At 36.9% G+C, this 24,659-nt stretch carries 24 protein-coding genes and 2 pseudogenes; 8 read left to right on the forward strand and 18 right to left on the reverse strand.

All coding sequences use genetic code 11. The features are described 5' to 3' along the window. Nucleotide 1: 1 nt before the first annotated feature. From AC0IWE_RS11240 to AC0IWE_RS11250, 3 genes are all read left to right on the forward strand, one after another. On the forward strand, nucleotides 2–856 hold the full coding sequence (locus AC0IWE_RS11240) for a cupin-like domain-containing protein (protein ID WP_471793132.1): 855 nt from the start codon (nucleotides 2–4) through the stop codon (nucleotides 854–856). Nucleotides 857–1,027: 171 nt separating this feature from the next. Continuing rightward, nucleotides 1,028–2,368, forward strand: coding sequence for a UDP-glucose dehydrogenase family protein (locus AC0IWE_RS11245; protein WP_471793133.1), 1,341 nt, complete (start codon nucleotides 1,028–1,030; stop codon nucleotides 2,366–2,368). A gap of 23 nt (nucleotides 2,369–2,391) precedes the next feature. After that, nucleotides 2,392–3,285, forward strand: coding sequence for a glycosyltransferase family 8 protein (locus tag AC0IWE_RS11250; protein ID WP_463493504.1), 894 nt, complete (start codon nucleotides 2,392–2,394; stop codon nucleotides 3,283–3,285). 434 nt (nucleotides 3,286–3,719) lie between these two features. Here AC0IWE_RS11250 and AC0IWE_RS11255 read toward each other — a convergent pair whose 3' ends face one another. Then, the gene (locus AC0IWE_RS11255; protein WP_471793134.1) at nucleotides 3,720–4,259 is read right to left on the reverse strand and encodes a serine acetyltransferase; all 540 of its coding nucleotides are present in this window, start codon (nucleotides 4,257–4,259) and stop codon (nucleotides 3,720–3,722) included. A 227-nt stretch (nucleotides 4,260–4,486) separates the two neighbouring features. Between AC0IWE_RS11255 and AC0IWE_RS11260 the strand changes: the two genes are divergently transcribed. The 3 genes from AC0IWE_RS11260 to AC0IWE_RS11270 are packed head-to-tail and all read left to right on the forward strand — an operon-like array spanning nucleotide 4,487 to nucleotide 7,508. Then, the gene (locus AC0IWE_RS11260) at nucleotides 4,487–5,842 is read left to right on the forward strand and encodes a lipopolysaccharide biosynthesis protein (protein WP_471793135.1); all 1,356 of its coding nucleotides are present in this window, start codon (nucleotides 4,487–4,489) and stop codon (nucleotides 5,840–5,842) included. 15 nt (nucleotides 5,843–5,857) lie between these two features. Beyond that, on the forward strand, nucleotides 5,858–6,721 hold the full coding sequence (locus AC0IWE_RS11265; protein WP_471793136.1) for a glycosyltransferase family 2 protein: 864 nt from the start codon (nucleotides 5,858–5,860) through the stop codon (nucleotides 6,719–6,721). Between the two features lie 7 nt (nucleotides 6,722–6,728). After that, nucleotides 6,729–7,508: a glycosyltransferase gene (locus tag AC0IWE_RS11270; RefSeq protein ID WP_471793137.1), complete on the forward strand. Its 780-nt coding sequence runs from the start codon at nucleotides 6,729–6,731 to the stop codon at nucleotides 7,506–7,508. Here the strand turns inward: AC0IWE_RS11270 and AC0IWE_RS11275 are convergent, their stop codons facing one another. The 14 genes and pseudogenes from AC0IWE_RS11275 to AC0IWE_RS11340 all read right to left on the reverse strand — a co-directional run. Continuing rightward, the gene (locus AC0IWE_RS11275) at nucleotides 7,509–8,606 is read right to left on the reverse strand and encodes an acyltransferase family protein (RefSeq protein WP_471793138.1); all 1,098 of its coding nucleotides are present in this window, start codon (nucleotides 8,604–8,606) and stop codon (nucleotides 7,509–7,511) included. A gap of 201 nt (nucleotides 8,607–8,807) precedes the next feature. Beyond that, a complete protein-coding gene (locus tag AC0IWE_RS11280) occupies nucleotides 8,808–8,972 on the reverse strand; it encodes a hypothetical protein (RefSeq protein ID WP_471793139.1) in 165 nt (54 codons plus the stop codon). Nucleotides 8,973–9,008: 36 nt separating this feature from the next. Next, entirely contained in the window at nucleotides 9,009–10,208 is a 1,200-nt protein-coding gene (locus AC0IWE_RS11285; protein ID WP_471793140.1) for a glycosyltransferase, read from the reverse strand. A gap of 10 nt (nucleotides 10,209–10,218) precedes the next feature. After that, nucleotides 10,219–11,409 (reverse strand): glycosyltransferase, encoded by a 1,191-nt coding sequence (locus AC0IWE_RS11290; RefSeq protein ID WP_471793141.1) that lies wholly within the window; start codon nucleotides 11,407–11,409, stop codon nucleotides 10,219–10,221. Nucleotides 11,410–11,480: 71 nt separating this feature from the next. Next, nucleotides 11,481–12,758 (reverse strand): O-antigen ligase family protein, encoded by a 1,278-nt coding sequence (locus AC0IWE_RS11295; RefSeq protein ID WP_471793142.1) that lies wholly within the window; start codon nucleotides 12,756–12,758, stop codon nucleotides 11,481–11,483. A 13-nt stretch (nucleotides 12,759–12,771) separates the two neighbouring features. Then, nucleotides 12,772–14,904 (reverse strand): exopolysaccharide transport family protein, encoded by a 2,133-nt coding sequence (locus AC0IWE_RS11300; RefSeq protein WP_471793143.1) that lies wholly within the window; start codon nucleotides 14,902–14,904, stop codon nucleotides 12,772–12,774. 14 nt (nucleotides 14,905–14,918) lie between these two features. Continuing rightward, on the reverse strand, nucleotides 14,919–15,596 hold the full coding sequence (locus AC0IWE_RS11305; RefSeq protein ID WP_471793144.1) for a TolC family protein: 678 nt from the start codon (nucleotides 15,594–15,596) through the stop codon (nucleotides 14,919–14,921). 33 nt (nucleotides 15,597–15,629) lie between these two features. Continuing rightward, a complete protein-coding gene (locus AC0IWE_RS11310) occupies nucleotides 15,630–16,703 on the reverse strand; it encodes a sugar transferase (protein ID WP_055903482.1) in 1,074 nt (357 codons plus the stop codon). After that, on the reverse strand, nucleotides 16,703–17,107 hold the full coding sequence (locus AC0IWE_RS11315) for a response regulator (RefSeq protein WP_463493480.1): 405 nt from the start codon (nucleotides 17,105–17,107) through the stop codon (nucleotides 16,703–16,705). The genes AC0IWE_RS11310 and AC0IWE_RS11315 overlap by 1 nt, the downstream gene beginning before the upstream one ends. Before the next feature lie 212 nt (nucleotides 17,108–17,319). Further along, entirely contained in the window at nucleotides 17,320–17,676 is a 357-nt protein-coding gene (locus tag AC0IWE_RS11320) for a serine O-acetyltransferase (protein ID WP_463493478.1), read from the reverse strand. 802 nt (nucleotides 17,677–18,478) lie between these two features. Further along, on the reverse strand, nucleotides 18,479–20,089 hold the full coding sequence (locus tag AC0IWE_RS11325) for a hypothetical protein (protein ID WP_471793145.1): 1,611 nt from the start codon (nucleotides 20,087–20,089) through the stop codon (nucleotides 18,479–18,481). 109 nt (nucleotides 20,090–20,198) lie between these two features. Further along, nucleotides 20,199–20,390 carry a hypothetical protein gene (locus AC0IWE_RS11330; protein WP_055903471.1) on the reverse strand — a complete coding sequence of 64 codons (192 nt, stop codon included), beginning with the start codon at nucleotides 20,388–20,390 and terminating at the stop codon, nucleotides 20,199–20,201. A gap of 285 nt (nucleotides 20,391–20,675) precedes the next feature. Then, nucleotides 20,676–20,849, reverse strand: a pseudogene (locus AC0IWE_RS11335) (response regulator transcription factor); the annotation flags it as partial. Between the two features lie 65 nt (nucleotides 20,850–20,914). Then, nucleotides 20,915–21,208 (reverse strand): annotated as a pseudogene (locus tag AC0IWE_RS11340) (response regulator); the annotation flags it as partial. A 488-nt stretch (nucleotides 21,209–21,696) separates the two neighbouring features. Here AC0IWE_RS11340 and AC0IWE_RS11345 point away from each other — a divergent pair. After that, nucleotides 21,697–22,053, forward strand: coding sequence for a histidine kinase (locus AC0IWE_RS11345; protein WP_471793146.1), 357 nt, complete (start codon nucleotides 21,697–21,699; stop codon nucleotides 22,051–22,053). Next, complete coding sequence (locus AC0IWE_RS11350; RefSeq protein WP_471793147.1) at nucleotides 22,050–22,445, forward strand: sensor histidine kinase; 396 nt, start codon at nucleotides 22,050–22,052, stop codon at nucleotides 22,443–22,445. The genes AC0IWE_RS11345 and AC0IWE_RS11350 overlap by 4 nt, the downstream gene beginning before the upstream one ends. Nucleotides 22,446–22,795: 350 nt before the next feature. On the opposite strand, the gene AC0IWE_RS11355 is transcribed toward AC0IWE_RS11350, so the two are convergent. The 3 genes from AC0IWE_RS11355 to AC0IWE_RS11365 form a co-directional block, all read right to left on the reverse strand. After that, nucleotides 22,796–23,050, reverse strand: coding sequence for a hypothetical protein (locus tag AC0IWE_RS11355; protein WP_055903459.1), 255 nt, complete (start codon nucleotides 23,048–23,050; stop codon nucleotides 22,796–22,798). 369 nt (nucleotides 23,051–23,419) lie between these two features. Continuing rightward, nucleotides 23,420–24,028 (reverse strand): hypothetical protein, encoded by a 609-nt coding sequence (locus tag AC0IWE_RS11360; protein WP_471793148.1) that lies wholly within the window; start codon nucleotides 24,026–24,028, stop codon nucleotides 23,420–23,422. Between the two features lie 238 nt (nucleotides 24,029–24,266). Next, entirely contained in the window at nucleotides 24,267–24,548 is a 282-nt protein-coding gene (locus tag AC0IWE_RS11365; protein WP_055903453.1) for a helix-turn-helix domain-containing protein, read from the reverse strand. Between the last annotated feature and the right edge of the window lie 111 nt (nucleotides 24,549–24,659).

The following is a 24,659-nucleotide window of genomic DNA, read 5'->3' on the forward strand; positions in this document are numbered from 1 at the left end:
AATGCAAACCGTAAATAAAGTAGATCACATCTCCTATACAGAATTTATAGCAGAACATGTAAATAAAAGAAATCCTGTTGTTTTTAAAAATGCTTCAAAAGTTTGGGGTCAGCATACCTTCGGACCTGATTTTTTTAGTGCACATTTCGGTAATTACAAAAAAGAATTTGAGGGAAAAATGTATACCATCAACGAAATTTTGGAACTCACCCTAAAAAGCACCCCAAAAAACCCTGCACCTTACCCAATTACTTTTGAACTTCCTTACGATATACCAGGCTTTATGGAGCATATTAATCCAATCCATATGAATTATGCTACGCCAAACTGGTTCGATTCGAAGATTTTTCCTTATGGCAGATTTGGTAAAAACATTAACCTTTTTTTTGGTGGCCAGGGCAACCAATATTCGCTGCACAAAGATTTTTATCATACCAACGCCTGGATTACACAGCTTTATGGCGAGAAAAAATTTATTCTTTTTCCTGGTGAGCAGGATGAGTTTTTATACGCAGGCAAAAAAGGATATTCCAATTTTCTTTCCCCTGTAAATATCTTAGATCCGGATCTGCAAAAGTACCCCCTCTATAAAAATGCCAGATCGGTAGAAGTTACACTCCAACCCGGAGAAACCATTTTTGTACCAAATGGGGTATGGCACACAACTGTAGCTCCTGGACAAAATATCTCCCTTATTTTTGATCAGATGAACGCCACAAATTATAGTGCATGGCGTACAGATATGTATAACATCAAAAAGCAAAAAAGCCAAACCGGGGCTATTGTAAATTACGGCTTTGCCCTAGCTGCAGGCATGATCTGCAAATTGAAAGGTTTAGTTAAAACATCATCATAAGCTGTTTTAGCATACATCAAAATCATAATGCTGTAACCAATACAATTGCCAAACTAAAACCCATTGATTATAATGGTATTAAAGGGCTATTGGCTTAAAATTAGGCAAAGTTTACCTTCGCATTGATCAAAAATCAGATCAGAAAAAAAATTATAGCCCTTAAAAAGAAATATGAAAATAGCAGTAATTGGCACTGGTTATGTTGGCTTGGTAACAGGCACTTGTTTGGCAGAAACGGGTAATCACGTAACCTGCGTGGATATCAATACCGATAAAATCGAAAAGATGCAAAGCGGTATATTACCGATATATGAACCAGGGCTGGAATTACTTTTCCACCGCAACATCAGCCAAAACCGACTAATCTTTACAACCGATCTTGCATCTGCCATTAAAGAGGCACAAATTATTTTCATGGCTTTACCAACGCCTCCGGGTGGAGATGGGGCAGCCGATCTTTCTTTTATTTTAGGTGCCGCCAAAGATATTGCTGCGTTAATTACTGATTATAAGGTTATTGTAAACAAATCTACTGTTCCTGTAGGTACTGCAGATAAGGTTAAAGCAATTTTTGAGCAATACAGTACGGTTGAAGTGGATGTAGTTTCTAACCCCGAGTTTTTACGGGAAGGGGTTGCCGTAGAGGATTTTATGAAGCCAGACCGTGTAGTATTGGGAACGACCAGCGAAAAGGCAACAAAAATAATGAGCGATTTATATTCACCATACGTGCGCCAAGGGAATCCTATCCTGTTTATGGATGAAAAATCTTCAGAACTTACTAAATATGCAGCCAATTCATTTTTGGCCACAAAAATTACTTTCATGAACGAAATTGCCAACCTGTGCGAATTGGTTGGAGCAGATGTGGATTCAGTTAGAAGAGGAATTGGTGCCGACGAAAGAATAGGAAAACGCTTTCTTTTTCCTGGCATTGGTTACGGAGGTTCATGCTTTCCGAAAGATGTGCAGGCATTGGTAAAGGCTTCGGATGATTATGCATATGATTTTAAAATATTAAAATCGGTAATCGAGGTTAACGACAGTCAAAAAACAGTACTTGTTGATAAAGTACTTAAATACTATGGTGATGATGTGAACGGAAAACACTTTGCTTTATGGGGACTGGCTTTTAAACCGGAAACCGATGACATTAGAGAAGCACCATCACTATACATTATAAAAGCATTACTTTCTAAAGGTGCTACCATAACAGTTTTTGATCCTGAGGGAAGCGAAAATACCAAAGCCTTTTTTGGAGATAAAATTTCTTATGCCACAAACCAATACCAGGCGATTAAGGGAGCAGATGCGCTTTTAATTGCTACAGAATGGTCGGTATTTCGCAATCCGGATTTCGATCAGATGAGTGTTTTAATGAACGAAAGGGTAATTTTTGATGGCAGGAACTTATTCAATCTTGAAAAAATGATCGATCTGGGCTATTATTACAATAGTATAGGTAGAAAGTTAGTTTCTCAGCGTCAAACCATTCAACAATCTTTACGATAACCACTTAAGAATATTCACCACCCATGATGCAACAATCTGAAAGTATAACCATTGTAACCATTTGCGACAACCAATTTGTTGTTTTGATGGCTGCTATGCTAAGGTCCTTAGAAGAAAATCACCATTCAGGAGAAGCAATTAACCTGTATATTGTATCGGATCACATTAGTGAGAAAAACAGGTTGAAAGTAATTGCCAGCCTGTCGACAGATAAGCTTACCTTAAATTGGATTCCAATAGAAGAAGCTTTACCAAAGCAGTTTAAATTGCCAAGAGATAAGTCATCTTTTCCCGCCAATGTTTATATGCGTCTGTGTATTCCTTATTTTATTCCACAGGAAGCTACGAAAGCAATTTACCTGGATGTTGACATGATTGTGCTGGATGACATTTCCAAATTATGGCATACCGATATAGGCGAATATGACTTGGGTGCGGTACCAGATCTTTCGGGAGTAGTGAGTTCTCCATGGGGAGGAATTAATAATTATAAAGAACTTGGTCTTAATCCAAACAGTAAATACCTTAATGCGGGCATGATGTTGCTCAAACCGCAGCGCTGGCGTGAGCGTAACATTACTGCAAGGGCTTTTGCTTGTGCTGCAGAAAACGCCGAATATCTTAATTTCGCAGAACAGTACACACTTAACGTTATTTTTAATGAAGACTGGTTTGAACTTGACCCTTTATGGAACTGGTTTGCAAAAAACCACACTGCTAGTCCCTATCTCATCCACTTCACAGGCATGAAACCGATATATAAGGGTTACTCCGGTCAGGAACAATATAAAACCCAGTTTTTTCATTACCTGAACCAAACGAAATGGGCAAACTACGGCACTAGAAGTGATGCGATGAGTAATCTGAAAAAGATCTATAACAAAATAGAGAAAAAGCTCGTTCTGGCTTTCAGGTAATTAACTATTACGGAAAATCCTTGCTGGATTCCTTCCCAGCAACAGCTGTAGGATAGATATTTATAATGGTTACTCCTATAAATAAAGATATATACCCAGTTTTTTCATTACCAGAATATAATGAAATGGGCAAAATACTGCATCAAATTGATGCGGTGAGTAATGTCTGAAAAAAGCTATCGTTTAACGGAGAAAAGCTCATTTTAGCTTTCAGGCAATTTACTACCAAAGAGAATTCTTTCCTGATTCAAAATATCCATAACACTGTCGGAAACTTAATATACTATGTTTTTTCTTCAGGTAAATATAAACCCGGTTTTACATTTACCTGAGCCATAAGAAATCAGCAAACTACGGCTACAGATTGATGCGGCGATAATCTCTGAAAAATTTACAATAAGATAGAGAATAACCTTAGTCTGGCTTTAAGGCAATTAACTACTTCGGAGGATCCTTGCTGGATTTCCGGCGGCCACAGCACCTGCCGGAATGGATTTTACCACTACCGAACCCGCGCCAATAGTAACTCCCTTTCCGATAACGATATCACCAATAATCACAGTATTGCAGCCAATGTCTACACCATCACCAATTACTGGTGCTTTAATGATGCCTGATGCACTGAAATCCTGTTTTACCCCGATTGTTGTGCACTGCCGTACTGAACAATTTTCACCGATCACTGTATCGGGGTGAATAACCACACCACTGCCATGCCAAAGCTGGAAGCCACTCCCAACTGATGTTTTCCAGTTAAGTTCTACACACATAAACCATTCGATAAAAACCCTGTAAAACAAGAGATACCAAAAAAAGAGAATCTTGGTAAGTTTACGTTTAACGATAAGCTGCGCGATCCTAAAAAGTACCACGATATATTTACCCTTTGTGGGGTTGGCCAGATTGGCTACCCTATCTTGAAAGATATACTTTCTTATACCCATATTAAAAGATCCCGACCACAGGGCCGGCATTGATATTATTGTGTGTTAATATTAAAAAATTCCTGGCTAGGCCACTAAAATGCATTAACTGATTTTTGCTGGAAACATTCAAAATTAACACCTTAAAACGATGCTTCTATTAGTATTTAAGGGCTATTTATATAGCACCCCGGGATGAGTATTTTTGAACAACATTAAGATATAGCACCAATATAATGTAGGCTGCTAAATAAGCAAGATAAATACTTTCTCATTGAATGAAATTAATTTCTAAATTAAAAAATATACACTTCCTGTCTTTAATGGGTACGGGGGGAATGTCACTGCTCACCTTCCTTTTTACAGCCATTTTGTATCGGTCGTTAAGCATCAAAGAAATCGGTATCTGGTTTTTCTTTCAATCCATGTTATCTTTTCTTGATACCTTCAGGCAGGGTTTCCTATCTACGGCATTTGTAAAGTTTTATGCAGGTACTTCACCTTCGAGAGGTCAGGAAGTTATCGGATCTACCTGGTTTATTGCCACCGCAACAACAATTATTCTCCTACTGCTCAACATTCCCCTTATTTTTATTGCTTATCTGATCAAAGATGAAAGCCTGATCTATTTTGCGAAATTTTATTCCATCAATATACTGGCATCTCTTCCTATGATCGTAACAATGTGCATTGCACAGGGCGATCTGCGTTTTGGTCGTTTAATGTATATCAGGGTTTTTCAGGTTACTTTCCTTATCGTTTGCCTTGGTTTCTTAATATTAACAAAACAGAACAACCTATATAACCTAATGTATATCAATATTATTGCAGTAGCAATAACCAGTACATTATGCATCATTTTAGGCTGGTCTGGTATAGGTTTTCTTGGCAAACGCACTAAAGCCTGTACAAAAGAGATTTTCGATTTCGGAAAATATACCGTTGGCACTTCAATAAGCTCAAGCTTGTTTGGGGTTACCGATACCTTTGTGATCAATTTTATGTTGGGTCCATCGGCACTGGCTGTTTATAATCTGGGCCGAAGGCTAATGGAAGTGGTGGAAATTCCGTTGAGAAGTTTCGTTGCAACCGCTATGCCAGCCTTATCAAGCGCTTTTAATCAGAATAATAAGGCAAAACTCATATCAACCATGAGCAAATATATCGGCATTATCACCATTGGCCTTATCCCTTTTTTACTGGGCACCTATATATTTGCCGGTTATGCCCTTGCCATTATAGGTGGTGGAAAGTATGATGGCACCCAAGCAGGTGAAATTGCAGTAAACATTTTTAGAATTAGCGCAACAATTGCTTTGCTATACCCTGCCGACCGCTTTATGAGCGTTACCCTTGATGCAATACACAGGCCTCAAATCAATTTATACAAGGTAATTGTAATGGTTATCGTTAATGTAATATCAGATTTTGGCGGAATATACCTTTTTGGAAACATATACGGACTTGTTGCCGGCACCTTCTTCCCTACCTTAATAGGCATTATTATCTCTTATTATTACATCAATAAGGGCTACCAGAACTTCTCTATTTTTCACAGTTATATCCTAAGTTTTAGAGAGATTAAAAAATTTATATCCAATGGATTCAAAACTTCCACTACAATTTCAAATTAAAAAAACTGTTAACCCATGAAAACGTTATTTTCAGTACCCAAATGGGTAAACCAATACGAATTTGCTTTTAAAAGCGTTAACGACGTGCCTCCATCTTTTTATCAGGGAATTAACACTAAACTAAGTAAACTGCAAAGTCCTAAGCCTGCAGTAACAATTTTAATCGCAGCCTGGAACGAAGAACTCAATATACTCCGTAACATTTCAAGCCTGGCCAATATGGTTACAGCTTATCCACTGGAGATTATTGTGGTTAACAACAACTCTACTGACAGAACACAGCAAACCCTTGACAACCTTAATATTACCAGCTATTTTCAGGAAATTCAGGGTTGCGGCCCGGCAAGGCAAATGGGAATGGAACGTGCAAACGGCGAATACATTTTGCTTGCAGATGCAGATTGTGTTTATCCTGCCAACTGGGTTAACGATATGATGGAGAAACTTACCATACCTGGTACTGCTTGCGTATACGGCCGTTATTCGTTTTTACCCGAACCAGGTTTTTCGCGTTGGAAACTTTTTCTTCTTGAAAAAATGAAAGATTTAGCTGCAGAACTCAGGCAGGTAAAACGGCCTTATTTAAATGCCTTTGGCATTAGCATGGGTTATGTTAAAGCATTTGGTTTAGAAGCTGGATACGTAATGCACAATATTAGGGGTGAAGATGGCAGATTATGCTTTGACTTGATGAAATTCGGAAAAATTGTGCCGGTACGTACCGACCGTGCCGAAGCATGGACAGCCCCACGTACTTTGCAACGAGATGGTGATTTTGCGGCTGCGCTGCTTTCGAGGATTAAAATACAATTTAGCAACCTTACCAGCCTATTGCGTGCGCACCCTGCGCATGATACGAAGACAAGTAAAAATGAATAATCCCATTATGAAAACATTTAATTTTCCAGAAATATCATTACTGATCACCCATTATAACAGGCCGGATTCCTTGGAAAACCTTTTAGGCAAATTAAAAGAAATTGGCTGTAATTTTGGCGAAATTGTGGTATCTGATGATGGCAGCAGCCAGATCATCCGCAACCGGTTAGCAGAACTTAGTAAGCTTTATGATTTCAGATTAATTGGAACGGAAAAAAACCGTGGCTTGGGCAATAACCTGAACAAAGGTCAGGATGCAGTTTTAAAGCCCTATACCTTATATCTGCAGGAAGATTTTGAGCCTAGTGCTCTTTTTAACGAAAAGCTAAGCTCAGCACTGGCTGCTATGGCCAACGATGCGGAAATGGATATTGTAAGATTTTACGCCTATTCTGCCTATCCTTATCGTAAACCTTTTGATGATGATTTCGATGAAATGTTTATGCCAGCAATGGCCCTTGATTATTCTAAAATTTACTTTTATTCAGACCACCCCCACTTAAGAAGATCCAATTTTTTCGACAAGTTCGGCAGGTATCCAGAAGGCATAAAAGGCGATTTGACGGAATATAAAATGTGTATTTCATTTATCCAGAACAAAGGAAAAGGCTTGTTTTATAAAGATTTTGCAAATTTGCTTTTACAACGCAATTCAGTTAACGAGCCAAGCACTATGCAAAGAGCAAATTGGAAACACAGCCATAATATATTGATTAAGGTAGTGCGCGATAGTTACCGCCAGGTAAAATACAACCTCGATATACTTACCATGAAAAGGTTAAAGTAATTAATCTACAATAACCTTTTTCTTCGATTTATACTGAAATCTCATTTCGATGTGTTTATAGGTAAACCTTGCAGTATAATAAATCACAATACAATTTGGGATAAACAAGTAGGCATACGCTTCTTCAGGCAATTTAAAGAGCCTAATAAAAATCACATTGAACACACTGATAAACAGCGTATGTACCATGTAAATGGAGTAGGAATACTTACCAATTTTTTTGAGTAGATCGATTTTGATGATGGATTTTGAAACCAGTCCTTTTTCGAATGCAAATATCATTATCGATATAAAAAAGACAATTTCGTAAATGAAACCGTAATGTTTTAGTACCTGGCCACAAACAATTACAACGCCAATTAAAATCAGTACCCCAACTTCCAGCACGCTAAATAGCGATTGCCCGAGTTGAGCATATTTCTGATGCAGGTATTGAAAGCAATATAAACAACACGCACCGGCGAAAAACCCTATTAATCCTCTTAAAAAACCATAATCATAGGTATAATCTAGCTTAAATGAGCCTGTAATGGCATACAGTAAAACTGCAGCTAAAATGGCTATTAACAAATAAACTATTGGTTTTGAGATTTTTATCTTCCGTACACTTATAAAATAGCAACTGATAGCAAATAATAAATAACTGATTACCTCGGCACTTATAGACCAGCTTACAATATTCCAACTCACATCGTGTACATGAGGGAGTTTGATTGAGTTGATGAGAAATAAGGAAGAAAAAAATGTGATTGCTGAGTTATCAAGAAAGTTGTTGATTTTGATGTGGTTAACCAAACCGAGTTTAATTCCTTCTATCGCGAGGAAAATTAACATCATTAATAAATGCAGAGGATATAATCTCCTGATTCTTTTGGTTAAAAATAATTTTAATTCTTCAACATCATCAATCTGCTGATAGGAATAGCAAATAACAAATCCACTAAGTACAAAGAAAAAATCTACAAACATATCAGCATTCATTACAAAGCTGTTGTTTAATATTGGGGTAGCAGAAAAAGCGCTCATGTGATAGAGTACAACAAGGGATGCAAATAATCCCCTGAACATATCCAACACTAAAAATCTATGTTTCATCATGATTGATCGAATATTTGATCTAAAACGCCATATTCCGTAAAGGCTGTTTTTATTTTTTTATTGAACATTTGTACAGATTTTTTCATCAATCTGCGAGAGCATTTCCGCATCGATATCGATATCAAACTTGAGTGCAAAAAATTTTTCAGAATTACTGATACTTACAAAAATCTGCTGCTCAGGTATATTTTATAAAACGTATTAGCTTGTACTGAAATTTGATTTAGTGGTTAGATGCCGTACAAAATGAGAATATTTACCATGCTGCAAATACTGAAAGTTGGCTATGGCAATTTTCTTATCCAGGTGGATATAAAAATCAAATTCAGGATGCGCCATGTCTTCAATCATCAAACCCAATTGCATTGGGTTTTTTATATGCCATTATTATATTTGCAACTCTCATGTGCCAACAGGATTAACTTTATTGATATATCCATACATCATCCCAACTGAGTTTTTCCAGGTATGCGACCGGGCAAAAGCTTTCCGCTCATCTATCAAAACCGGATCTTTTTCATTTAAAAGTTTTTCTATACCATTACAATAACCTTTAGCATCATTTGCCAAAAGCACATGATCGCGGAATGGCTCCATCGCATCCGTTTTAGTGGCTATTGTAGGTTTTCCAAATGCAAGATATTCATCAATTTTTCTTGGATAATTGCCAATAGTAAGTGCATTAATCAGCTGAGGATTAATACAGATATCAAATTCATCAATAAAACCAGGCAGTTCAGTTACTGGCCGGGCACCTAAAAAATGAACATTAGGTAACTGGTGTAAAGTACTTTGCTGAAAGCTGGTATCTTCAGGCCCAACCAATACAATATTCCAGTCAGGTTTAGCATTTGCTATATTTGCAATAAGCGAAATATCTAACCGGGCAGCAGTTAAAACGCCAACATAGCCAATTCTTGGGTATGCAATATGCGCCAATTTTTTTTCTTCCTTACCCGGAACAAATTCATCGAAAGCTGTAAAATCACATCCTTGCCCTACATTGTACGAATTGGGGTTATATTTTTGGCAATAACTCGCTAAATAGGCAGAATTTGCGAAACATAAATCACTTTGGGCAATTATTTTGGGTTCCATATAGACCCCGTGTTTTTTATAATAATCTGTAGCGAGCATATTGTCGCGTGAGTAATAAATGCTCAATTTTGGCTTTAGAAGCGTTTTTAGAAAGAAACTTCTAAACATGTCGCTATCATTAAACAGCACATCGTTTTTAAAGGATAAACTATCGGTTACTTTTTTTATGGCCTTAAACAGCCTTTTATTATTAAGCCTGTTGAGGTAGTTGTAAATTTGCCCTGGAGGTAAAAAGTTGATGGATTCTAACAGGCAATCACAATTTAAAACATATAAATTGTCATTAATTTTTTCGAGGCCGTTTTTTTTGCCAGCAATAACATCAAGCTTTTCAATAACCTCCTTATCTTTTCCGTTACGCCATTTTGTAATCCGATCAAGCGATGGGTTAACATATAAAACACGGTTAGCGGCAGAAAATTGTACAGCAATATCTTTGCAATTACTCCCTATTTTGGTATCCCAGCCCTGCTGCCCTACGATGATAATATCTAAGTTTTCCAAATTGCTGTATTTAGGGTTGAATGATGTGTTTAGTTGCTACTGATCGCTTATTTGCAGTTCTGGCATAGATAAGGGAAACTACCTGATAATAAATAAATTTTGGAATACCTGCCAGCGATTTGTAAATGCGGGCATCAGTTGGCTGCCTCAACAAAGCAATTAAAAAGCTGATTAAGAAGCAAAAAATTGCAACAATCCAGTAAACCGCGGCTACACTTCCTGTTAACAAATTGATCATGAGGAAAAAAACCGATAGAATAAGAAAAATAAACAAAGGTGGCCTAAGCAGAATAATACCAAAAAGCATCTGGTTTAAATTCATTCTCTTTATTCCTTTGCCTATTATACTTATGCCATAACCGCAGAAACGGAACCAGGTATTGATCCACCTGGCGCGTTGATTAACAAGTTGAGCAGAATTGACGGTTTTTTCATCGTATACAATTGCATTTTTGGCAAAAGCTATTCTTTTACCCGAAAGTAGAATGCCCGCCTGAACCACCTTATCAAATCCAGCACCATGAAAATCAAGTTTTGCGATAGCCTCGCGGTATAAATCAGCTTTAAATGCCATCCCCGAGCCTGCCAGGGTTGCAGATGAGCCAAGCTTAAAAAGCAACTCCCCATCGTAAAAGTGATAATATAAATCTCTGGCCGCATCCAGGCAAGCGTAAGTGCTGTTTAAGTTTTTAGCTGCCCTAAGCCCTTGTACGGCTTCAAATCCCTGGTCGAAATAGTTGTTCAGTTCATTGATATATTCAGGATGCACCAAATTATCACTATCTATAATGGTAATGATATCATGGGCTCTGGTAAAGTTTTTAATCGCATAATCATGAGATTTAACGTTACTGGCAAGCGTATGTGGAGGCCTTAAAACCAAAACACGGTCTGAATTAAATGTTAATACAGCTGCCGAACAATTATCTGCAACGATATAAATCATGTAATTACTATAATTCAAATCAAGCAAAGATTTCACAACCTGTTGCAAATAATCTGTTTGTTCGTAAGCAGTTACAATAATTGCATAATCGGGTGTTTGCTTTACCAAAGTTTTTTTCATTCGGCTACGCACAAAAACGGAGAGTACAACCATTAACAATGGAAGTACCAGGTTGTAGCCTATCAAAACCTGGATAAGCAGCCAAAAAAGATTAAGGAAGTTATTGATCATGGCGGGTATGTGTTTTTTTAGCATTTCCCAATGCTTTATAAAAAGCATAGGTAAAGCATATCAATCCTGGTACAACAAAAAATTCGAATGGCATATTAAGCAGCTAAATTGTTTAATTCTTTTGGTTCGTCAATCGGTTTATCCATTTGGCGGGCATTATATATGAAAGCCCACGAAAGGTAGATCACAATGGCAGTGGGCATGGTATTAAGCACTTCGTTTCCGTAACTGCAAAACAGTACGCCGCCAAAGCCTGAGGTTAGTGCAACGAGCTTGATCCGTAAATCTTTATCACGGATTGACCAGGTGATACCACAGCATTTCCCCAAAATAAACATCATAATGGAGAACCATACCGTAAGACCTACAACCCCATACATGGCCCATATTTTCACAAATAAGCTATCTGGCGGGAAGGTAGAAAGATACGTACCACCATTATATAACATGCCGTTATAGCCCAAACTGCCTAGTCCACCACCAAAAGGGCGGCTTTCCATATAACTTTTTAAATTATTTTGATTGATCAGCCTAACATTTAGAGAGGCATCTTCGGGATTTAGTGCCGTGCGTAATCTGTATATCTGATAATTATTATCACCAAGGTGTGTAAACATTAAAATACATAACAATGAAACTACTGTAGCGAAACCAAGAAATATTGCTTTTAGGTTTTTACTCAGTACAATTGCCATTACACCACCCACCAACAGCGCAAAAAGTGCTCCGCGAGTACCCGAAATAAGCATGCCATAAATACAAAAAGCCGAGCTGGCCAATAGTGCCAGGCGTTTCCATAATTTCATTTTACCAAAAGATAAAATCAATGCGATTAAGCCTATATGAGCCTGCGACGCCCCAAACTGACCTGCATCGGTATAAAATGAAAAAACCCGTAACCTTCCCCAAAGCAGGTGAGTACCAGCATTTGCTTGTAAAAACGCATTTTCTCCTGGCGATAAACCGATAAATAGTTGCTTAATGCCATTTAAAGTTGCCAGTACCGAAAGCGAAATAATAATGATTAAAAAAAGATTCAGGTCTTTTCGTTCTTTAAAAATAACAAGTCCTAGCCAGGTCATTATAAAAGGATAAAGTGCTATACTGCGTAATTCTGCAAGCCAACCCAATAAGCTTCCTTCAGGGTTAAATGCTTCAAGTAAACTCAACACAAACCATATCAGCAGCGAATAGAAAAGATCGTTATTGCTACTTTTGGCATCAAAGCCCGGCTTACAAACAAGGGTTGCAATAATGGTGAGCACCAGAAAACCCTCAACAAAAACTCCAAAAGGCAGCCCTGTTATTTCATGGGAAAGTATTCCAAAAGTGAAACAATAAACCAGAAGAACTATAAATATGCTTCTTTGCATTAAATATTATAGATTAGTTTATCGGATGATCATAAAAAACCCAACCGGCAAAACCTTGCTGCTGTTTAATGTATTCAATATGTTTCCGTTGATCATCAGAAATGGTGTTGCCAGATCTGAAAACCATTACACTCATATCTACAAACAGCAGCCATTCTTTTGTTAGATTAAGATCTTGAAGGCTACTGATATCGATCACAATATTATCGAACTCTTTTCTAAGCTCCTCAAAAGCACTGCGCAGGTTTTTAAGACTTTGCGTTTCTAAAAGCGACTTTTTAACAGCATTTTTTGTCATTACCGTAATCAGATCTTCTGTTTGCAGTTTACGTTTAACGATAAAATTCTGGAAACTTTGGCTCGATTCTATCTTTTTTTGCTCAGTATTTTCAAGTGGAAGTTCTTCAGCAATAAGTAAGGTTTTTCTGCCTACCATTGCAAAAGAATACGCCAGGTTATAGGCTAGCTGAGTTTTTCCTTCCTTAGGCAACAAACTTGAAATGCCGAGCACCTGTTCTTTGTTCTGATCCATTTTTTTCAGCAACTCAAACCTCAGTGATCTGATTTCATTTTTATAATTATCATGCGTAACGCCACTGTTATCATTCCAGATAAAACTTGGATTGCGCTCGCCCGTGGTAATTTTACTGAAACTCCCGATCACTTCAGATCCGGTTGCAAGTTTAAGCCTATCTACATCTTTTATTTTCTGATCAAATACAAGTACGAGCAGCAAAACACCAAAGCATAAACCAAAACCAACAAAGCCTGATCCTATTACATATAACACCTTTTTAGAGCGCAATGCTTTACCAGGCAAACCTGCCTGTTCAATTTTAAGGTGCATCCCTAAACTTTTGCTCGTTTTACTTTGATTAGATTGATCGAGCGCAGCCATATATTCTTTTGTGGCTAAATCAGCATCGCGTTGATAGTTCTGAATATCAGCATCATAAGGCACCATACTGGCGTATCTTCCTCTTAAGGTAGATAGCTCATGATCAACCGTTTGCATACTGCTTTTAGCTTGTTGAAGCTTAATTTCCAAATCGAGTTTCTGCTGTACCAGTGCCTGTTTCGAAGTACGCGGATCCAAAACGTCGTCATCCGAATTCATATTGCTTCTGGCTGCAAGTAACCTGTTTAAAGAATCGATCTTTCTTTGACCCGAAACTTTAAATCCGCCATCTATGTAGGCATTATTTGCCAATTCCAACTGCCTTTTTAAATTTACTATAGCTTTATTATCGCTAGAACTGCTTCCGTTTACAAAAGCATCTCCACCTCTTAATTTGCTTATTATTGTACGTATTGCGGCCTGATTGGATGCAATGGTACGAAGCATTTCTGCACGCTGACTTTCGTATTTGGATATTTCATTGTAAACCGTTGCCGATTGCTCATTTAGGTTTAATACCCCTTTTGTTTTTTTGAATGATGATAAAGAAGAATTCTTATTGTTCATATCCAGTTCTTTTACCTTAAGTAATGAATCCAAAACGGCTGCTGCATTGTTCTGGTTGGTAGAAACATCAGAGCTGTAGATATTGATACATTCCTGGCTCAAGCTGTTTACTACAAATGCCGAAAGATTGGGATCTTCAGAGGTAAAGCCAACTGTAATAAGATCACTGTTGCCTGCATGAGCAATTTCAAGCTTGTTTCTTAATGCATCTTCTCCATAGCCCATATTTTCAGCCAGGTCATAAATTGCATATGCTCTATCATTATCCTGCAAAGTAAGCAGCGATTTTGTAGCAAGTTTTACTTTTAACAAGCTGAGAATTTTAGCCCTCGAAGCTGCATCGATCGATTTTAAATACTTTGAGTGATCTCTAAAAGCATGTTTGGCATCGCTCAAATCATGAATCATCAGGTTATAGCTAAGGATGCTTAACATCCTTTTCATGCCAAATTTTTCAATAATGTTAGAAAATTGCTGATTAATTGCAAAAAAATCTACAGACTGACTGCTTATTGCTTTTTTAGATGGATCTAGTAATCCGGTAGATATCTGTGTTTCGGAATAATACTGTTTCGGAATTCGCTTAACTAAAAAGTACGCAACTATCCCCACAATCAGCGGAGATAAAATGAGTACCCATTTATAGCGCTTAATGAGTTTTAAAAATATTTTGATATCCATTACGATTTTTTTATTTATTTAACCTCTGATAATGGCTGTCCGATCACCTCTTCCAGTAAATCTTTTGCTTTCAAATAATCAGATTCGGCTTGCACCTGTAACGAAATGGCAGTTGTTTGTGCAATACGCATTTGGTTGTATACATCAAGTGTTACCTGGCCTTTTTCAAATTTGTACCTCGAACTTTCAGCCACACCTTTACTGTCTTGAGCACTTTGAGTATAAACCTTTAGCAGGCTGGTTTGCAGTAAAAGATCATAATATCTCTTCTTCACTTCAACAATTAACCCGTTGTCGAAATCAAGTTCCTGGTATTTGGCAATCATATAGTTTGCCTTTGCCTTTTTTACATTATAGGGTTTTTGCAAAAATGTTCCAAGGTTGAAATTAATTCCAAGTTGAAAACCATTCACATTATAAGGATTAACCGGATCTACAACTGTTTTGCCCTGCGGACGGTAAATATAAGAGGCACCAAAAAGATCTAAATAAGACATTTTTGCTACATTGATATCCTGTTTAAGGCTTTCAGTTGTGGCCTGTTGCACTTTTCGCTTTGCATAATTCTTTTTTGCAAGTTCGATGTATTTTGTAAGCTCGGTGTTATCAACTGCACCGATTACTGCTTGCTGGGCTTGAGATTGTAAGCCGATAACACTACAGGCTATAATAAGTAAGAATGAAATTTTCATGGAAATAAATTGTATAATTTTATAGAACGTTTGTTACACATCTTCTTTTTGAATCAGTGCGGGTAATGTTTTTAGAATAATTTTAAAATCGAGAAAAATAGAATAGTGGTTGGCGTAATAATTATCCAGTTCTTTACGCTCACTCTCAGACATATCCTTTTTTCCCCGCCGGCTTATCTGCCAAAGGCCTGTTAACCCTGCAGGGCCGTTAAATCTCGTCGACCATTTATTTGTGGTAAGCTGCTCGGCCTCGTAAAGTGGCAAAGGCCTGTTTCCTACTAACGACATGTCTCCGATGAATACATTAATCAATTGAGGAAGTTCATCAACACTGGTTTTTCTCAGTATTTTCCCTATTTTAGTAATCCTTGGATCGTTAGAAAATTTAACAAATGCTGATTTTCCCTTTGGGTTGCCCTCGTTGGCATATTGGTTAAGGTTGGCAAGCTGGCCAATCATCTGATCTGCATCACTTCGCATGGATCTGAATTTATAAAAATCAAAAATCCTGTATCCTGCGCCAACCCTCTTGCTTTTATATACAATAGCACCTTTGGATTCGAGCCTGATCATAATCGCAATGATGATAAACAAAGGCATTAATAATAGTAGTGCTATGCCCGAAGCAACAATATCGAAAACCCGCTTGCTTAGCGGTATCTGATAGCGCTCTTGCATATCTGCAGAAATTTCGAGTACGTTAGGTTTTATGGCTTTAAATTTTACCAAAAAAGCAATTCTGGCAATAAAATCATCCTGCGGAAATGGATGCAGGTAATAATCGTTGGCCCTAACCTGTAGTGCTTTTTTGCGCCAATCTGCATTTTCTGTTGTACCAATCAATACAACAATTAAATGACTGAGGATAGGATGTTGCCTGATGTAAGAAACCTGATTAAACCAATCGGGGTTTTCATCCACTTCAATCATTACCAAATCCGGCAGACTTAAAAAAGTTTGCTGTTGGATATAAGATTGAAAATCATCAATAAAAATAAGTTCTTTTGTGCAGCCGCCCAGGCTCTCAAAAATCGTGTCTCTCAACAATTTACCAAAATACACCGACCGTACATTGGCCACAGCACTATCTTTGTTCGGAGTATTCATTATGCGATTAGCCTGCTGATCTGAGTCTTCAAAATCGTTGGATCGAAAGGTTTTTCCATATAACTATCGATTCTAAAAGCCATGCTTTTAACTTTTTCTTCGAGGTTTTCCTCTCCTGAAAGTACCATTATTGGTGTGTTACGGTAAAAACCACTACATTTAAGGTTCTGAATAAAAGCGTTCCCGTCAAAATATGGCATTCTTAAACTAGAAATGATCAGATCAGGGTCGTTACCCTCTTCCAACCAGCTCAGTGCGTCAATACCACTGGTTTTAATGGTTAGCCTATATTCTGGTGCCAAAATGAAGTTCAATAACTTTCCGAGGTTTAATCCTCCATCTACAAGAAGAATTTGTTTCTTGGTAAAGCTTTTGATGTTGTTCTTTAAAATAAGATTTTTCATTGAGTTTTTTCTATTGCTGACGTTAATATTCTTCAGTATAATTAGCAGGATTTATAGGTTTCATAGATCGACGTAAAGGTCATATATCCACCAGCCTTAATCAATAGCCCGATAGGGCTAATCCCCCTATATGGGGTACTAAAAGCACTAAAGCATTATTTTTCATCAAAAATTTATGGATAAATAAGAAGTATTAAATAGGGATGGTATCATTATGTATTTTCAACTGAAATAATATATTTCTTCTTTAACACAGTGGCGGTATTACCTACCATTACGCTATTATCTTCAACATCTTTGGTAATTACCGAGCCGGCACCTATTATTACATTGTTGCCTATTTTTACATCACCAAGTATTACCACATTAATTCCTATATCCACATTATTACCAATTCTGGGTGCTTTACTGTAGCTTCCATTTTCTTTTATTTTCGAACTGATGTTGGTAAGCTGCCTGATATTACAGTTTTCACCGATTATGGTATTGCTGCCAATCACCGTTCCGAAGCCATATTGAATTTTAAGGCCCTTACCAATAATAGCACTTGAATTGATACCAACATTCATTAACCAGCCGATAGCAAACTTGTAAAGCAGTAAATACCAGAAAAAAATAAACCGTAAAATTTTGTACCGATATATTATTGAAGATATTCTGTAGAAGAGCATGATCATACGAGACTTAAAATTTCCTTTATTGTTCTTCCAATCTTGAAAGATATAAAGTGATTGTTTCTGTCCCTCAGAAATCATTATTAATCGTATTTATATTCATATAAATTAAGGCTCATTCAAAGTTAAATCCACACGCCAAATCGTGTTTAGATCCTAAGCCTTAGCTCTTACAAAGCTATCTGGTTACATCCCCTGTGCTCAATAGCCCTTAAGTATCAATAAAAAAAACAGCAATAAACATTGTAAGAATACTCAATACTGGCTAGTTAGATATTTGGCTGAGATATCCTGTTGTAGTTGAAAAAATGAATAGTCAGAATCAGTTATTGGGCTAGGTAATTTGATGTGAAAAAGGCTTTTCTAACGAAATACTTAAGTCTTCGGCTCCGCTCAAACTAATAAGCAAAAACTCAAACTTTATAAATTTCAACTCAGATAATCGTACGGTATTAAGTAAACAAACCTAAGGGACCGGAGTGAGCATCCCGATTTTTCATCGGGATAAAGCGGATGGCAGGACTACCGAAACCGAAAAGTTAGCAGATGTAGCAACTCCAGTACCCAAAGCGAAAAAAGAAATATAATATTAAATGAATCTACTTGAATAGTAGAAACCTTGAAGGAAGCAGTTTAAAAAAAAATGGACGATAGTTTATTGCTATCATCCATTTAAAAAATCTATTTAAATTTCTATTTATTTTGCCTGTACAAAAATCGGGGTTTCTGTTACTAAAATCTGTAAAGTGCCATTTTTGGTTGCTACTGTTTTAGCATCCATTTGATCTTTACCGATAGCGAAACTATAAACAATGGCTTCTTTACTCGATCCAAGATCAAGATCATAAGTTTTCGTTCTTCCTACCTGATCAGGTATGGTTAGTACAAAAGTTTTTTTACCGTTAAGCATGTATACATCAACCAATGGATCTTTACTAATTGTTGATGAATAATGATATTCACCTATCAATTTATTTGCCTGGAGTACATAATCGGCAGAAGGCCTGCGTGAGAAATCTGGATTGATAAAGCCCGATGAACTATATTGCGTCCAACTGTTCACATCAACATTATCGAGCATGTAAAACATACATTTCGAAATGCCTGATCTTGCATATAAAAGTGCAGTACGCATGTTCCAATCTGCCTGGCTAACCATCGAACTTTTGCTGCCAATTTTTATTGCTCTTTGTGGCGTATGTTCGCCAACATCATAACCAGTTTCGGTTACCCATACCGGGATGCCACCGTTTACTGATTTTGCAAACTCTTTAAAAAGCGATGCTACCCTACCTAAATCTGAAAGTTCGGGTGCCAAACCTACTGTAGCATTTCCGTTATTTTTAAAAGCATCATTGGCATATTGATGGTAATTAATAACATCAAAGCATAAATCTATCTGGCCGTTAGACCTGGTTCCCCTGTTGTTTTTACACCATTGCACCATTTTGCGCACAAACTCAGGGTCTGGATCAGCAATACCGCCCATTACAACAATCATATTCGGATCGGCATTTTTTACACCTATTCCTTTACCAAGCGTGCCTTTATGCCCATCGTAAAAAGCAGAAAGATTGGCTGCATATTCTTCTGCAGATTGCTGTGCAAGCGGACCTTTCCACCATTTATCGCGCTCATTATCGCATTCAATATAAGTGATAAGCCCCAAACCAGCTTTTGGCACATTTTGTGGATCATCTCTCCATCTTACCGTTGGATCGGCCAGAAGTAAACTTTTATCAACATTTTTGTTCGAACCATAACGGGCTGCAAGCTGAAAACCCACACGTGCCTGTTTAATATAGCTAGCAGGTTCAGACCGGTTTAAACCATAAGGCGCAGGAACGTTTTCAGCATCACGCTTACCAACAGGATAAGTGGCTAAAAGCCAATCCGGACAACCTTTTAAATCTATAAGAACATCTTTACCAGCATCCTTCATGCGTTGATAAATCTGATCATAATCCCAATCCCCATAGTGTGATGGGCTGTAAGTAAACGATCCATCCTTATTTTCTATCCGCTGCCAATCTAAATAGTGTCTTATTCCTGAAAAGGATTTAATAATCTGAAACCTCGCTTCATCCACTTGCCCATGGTTTGCATCTGTGGTATAATCCCACTCGAAGGCATTTACGCCAAGGAAAGCTTTAAAAGGTTCGGCACTTAATGGAGGGGTTACTCCAACAGTTTCGGGAGGAACAACATTTTCCGGAGCGGCCAAAATGGCCTTTTTACAATTTGAAAACGTAATAGCAATAATAAAAGTAATAGCAACACCTACTTTAGCAAAATAACGTTTCTTCATGACGATCGGATTTGGCTACAATATAGCAATTTTCTCCACTCAATGAATATAAACGAATGTTTTGTACCAATAAATTAATATTGCTGTAACAATGGATGCTAAATTACAGTCAACCCGAAGTGCAAAGAATAAAAATGGTTTGTCTGCTGTCTAACAGAAATATAAATTCGGTAAACTTATCTTTAATATTTTTGGTTATCTGAGTAACCCTACCGGTAGACTGATATTCATCAGTAATTTCATCACCAACCTTAATCTTATCAAGTCTGGAAATTGGAGTGCTATACGCTAATTTAATCATATGGAAAATAAACTTTAAAATTGGTTACTGCCTATTAAGGCTAATTAAAATCGATTAGATCAATAAGGATGACCTCACAATAATAGGGATTGACAACAACACAACAACAGGGTGTACTTTTAAAGGTTTTCATATAATTTCATTCTGTTTACATACAATGCGCTAAACGAAATCGGAACTATAAAATCGCCAGTCTGAGTTCATACGAATATTAGAATGGCTTGGTTTTTTGGTTATGTTGAAACGAGCGTACTAGGGAATACGCATACAATGGTTAATAATGCTTTAGTTATAACTGTAATCTTTAAATTTATTCAGTGCTTCTATCTTATTTTGTACGTGAAGCCTTTTATAGATGTTTTTACAATGATTTTTCACAGTATTCGGACTTATAAAAAGCATTTCTGAAATTTCTTTATATAATAAACCTTTACTTAAAAGTGATAAAACCTCAAGCTCACGTTCGCTTAAGCCTCAATCGAGACTTTTCTGCTTGGTAGGCTTGCTTCCCTGGATAAGGCTAATCACTTTTCTGGCAATGTAAGGGAGCTCATTGGCGAACCTCCGTTGTAAAGCTCAATCAGTGCATCGTGAATTTCTGTCGAAGTAGAACCTTTAATGATGTATCCGGATGCTCCAGCTTGTAAAGCACTGAAAATCTTTTCATCATTCTGGAAACCCGTGCACATTAAAAAAAGTGTTTTATTTAAGCCTTCTTTACTCTGCATCACAAGATCAATACCCGACATGTTGGACAACTTGATATCTACTATAGCGATATCCGGAGATTCGTTCGGCAATTTTTCTAATGCTTCTTCCGCCGAGGAATAAACACCTTTTTAATTCAAAAGACTTGTTTTCGAGGATGGAACTTGCCAAAATGTTCCTGTAAAGACTGTGATCCTCAATAATTGACACCGAAATCATAATAATGCGTTATTTTTAGGTAATATTGTTATATGCCTTACCCCTTTTTTATTTTATCTTCACAGTTTTTTCGGTAAACCACTCTAAAACATGTTGATGCTAGTGTGGCTTAAGAAATTTATTAAGAAGGGATGACAACCTTTTTATTCATTTTACTGAACGGTACAAACCTATAAAAAAGAAAAGTTTTATCTATGCCCTTTGATATCACATAGTTACAACGTATGATTTGTACTTATTTAACCTATGGCAAATACATATAAAGGGCGAAATAGTAATACACATTAACGCAAAAATAGGTAAATTTAGTAGTATAAATAATACAAAAAGTTACCATAATGAACAAATAGGCACATCCATCTAATAAAGACCAACAAATATGCAGCTCAATTTTCATCAAAAACCTTTCGATTTTTTACACATTTTATTAGCCGTTCTCATTCTGTTCACATTGTTCATTCTGCTTAAATATTATAGAACTTCAGTAAAATTTAAAAGAAAGTATAAAAACCAGGCTTTACTGATCAAGGCAGAACGCGACAGAATCAGTGGAGAAATACATGATGATATCGGATCGGGACTTACTGCAATAAAGTTATACGCCGAACATATAGCCCGGATAATGCCTGAGGTTACCGAACTTAAAAACCTGGAAGGCATGATAAGTGAAATAACGGTGCGAATCAGAGAAATTATCTGGAGCTCGATGCTGAAAGCGACCATCTGGAAAGCTTGATCTATTTCATTGATGAACAGGTTAGAAAAATTTTCGAACATACCGATATTGTGTTCAGCTCCGAACTTCCTGAAATTATTCCGGCTGTTGAATTGGAAAGTCAGAGTAGACGCGATTGTTATCTCATTGCTAAAGAAATTGGACATAATGTGCTTAAACACTCCAAAGCTACAGAGGTAAAACTTCTGATCGAGGTTGAAAAAGATCAGCTTATATTTTCTATAAAAGATAACGGCATAGGTTTCGATCCGGCTGAGCATAAATCTGCAGGAGTAGGCATGGAAAATATCAGGATAAGAGCCAAAAGGCTAAAAGCAGGTTTAATTATCGAAAATTATAGAGGAACAAGGGTAAGAATTAACATCCCAATGAAACACAACCTGCCTTACTAACATTTAATGTGAATAAATAATAAGGTGTATTATAAAGTGGCTATTGGTTTAAGTAATATAAATCTATAACTTAGGTAAATCATTTAAAACACCACCTCTCATCCGAAAGGTGGTGTAGAAAAAAAATCGTCCCGTGATTTATGAAGAATACAAAAGTAGCACTACAACAGGCAGTGTCAAATAGCCCTTTATAGTCATTAAGCTTACTATAATTGGCTATACTTTTGATTCTTTATTGATAAACATCCCCTGCAGTGTTTACTGTGTACCTTATAAATCACGCATTTACATTATGTAAGTGCAGCAATTTATCTTAAATAATAGTGTTAGTGAATTTGGGCTAAACGCAATTAGCCATTATTTACTTTAGAAATGCTATAGTCAAGATTGGATGGGATAATACTTCTATTGATTACCCTAACCACTTCCCAAAAATAATTGCCATTTAAGTCACGTCCGCCCATAATGCGGACTTCATACGCTACCCCCAGGTAGCTTGTTGATACTTCCAGAAAGTCATTCTTAATATCCAAAGGTTTAAGGGCAGGCCTTAGGCGCTTTAAGATATCTTTTTTGAAACTGTCGAATTCAGAATTGTTAAACATAGGTTCGTAAGAGATAGTTGATTAAAGCATATGCTTTTTCAACTTTTGTGCCACATCGTTTTTTTGAAGGCTAAGAACTAGGTAAATAGTTATTTTATTGACATATGTCATCTTTCTGGCCGATAAACCCACATACAATAATTTAATTTTGACCAGTTCCCGACAATTTTTAATCCTTGAAACCCAAAATATTGTATAATTTAAACTACTAAACGCAGAATCCTTGAGAATTTGATAGATAAAACTTGAGGTTAGAAATGTTGTAGAAAATAGTTGTTACAATAAATTAAGGTTAAAAAATGTTTAAAACCACAAAAAATATCAGCTTCTTCTCCACTTTTAGCAGAAAATTTAGCAAAACACAACTATTTAAGGCTTTCCATCAAGCAGGCCTTTTACCAACATTTTCCATTGCGGGTATGACAGACCTAATTTAGCACCCAACCCTACAATAAGATTCCTGCCCCTATCGATTAAGTTTCCTTCATTTGTATTGGCTACCTCATTTCTACCGTGTTCTTCTGCCCAAACTGTTATTCTATCGCGCCGGATGATGAAAGTAGATGTAGCCTGATCTTTAAGAAAGTGAGCAACCTGCTGATCTTTGCTAAAAGGGTTTGAACAGGGCCGCACACACATTGCGATCATTTCACAATCGCCATCATTTTCTATATTTATTTCTTCCACACGCACCCAATCAAATCCACCACCAGCTATGGATCCTGGTCCGGGTATATCAATGCAGATAAAATCTCCTTTCTGAGCAGGCCGCGATACTTGGTTGCCATCAGAATCATATATTTTAAAGTCAGACAAACCCGAAATCCTTCCCCATTCATTAACAGCTAAAAGTTTTTTAGCGGCAAGGGAAAAAAATTCCTGTGCCTGGCTTAAACTACTCAGTTTTCGCTCCTCTACCACATCCATCTGTGTACCCACCACTTGTTGTGGCACCAAGTTGTTACCCGATTTTTCCATGGATTTTTTATTTTAATTTATCTATTTGTCTGTCTTTCAACGGCATTACAAGCTAAATTTTCAAAAACATTTACTTCCTAATCACGCCCGCCAGTAAGCCTGTGTGTAAGCTAATTTTCTTCTGAGGTGTTTATCTATCAAGGCTTTAAATTATGATTTTAATGCTGACTGCCTCATTGCTTTCTTCTCTATTAAAACAATGGCCATTTCTACTTGGTTTAGAAAAGTTAACAATGGATTACAACATTATTGGATTTGATACCGGGTCAGATATGGCTGTTTTTAACACATCATCGGGTTTAATGGTCAACAAAATCAATGGATCTACTTCAAGCACATCAGCAATTCCAAAAAGATGATCAATGGTGAGCCTTATGGCACCGAGTTCGAGCTTACTATAGCCATTCTGAGATATTTTTATTTTACTGGCCACGTATTCCTGGCTGTATTCCCTATACTGCCGTAACGTTCTAATATTCGCAGTAACATTTTTGGTTTTCACTTTTAACGTTTTTTCCATAGGTATTGACGATTTTTTCATTTAAAACATTATAAATGAGTACCCGGTTTAAACTTTTGTGTGTTGAAGTGATTTTAAGAAAATCAAAAAAATAAAATCTTTTTCAGTTTT

This window comes from Pedobacter sp. AC402, assembly GCF_979252805.1.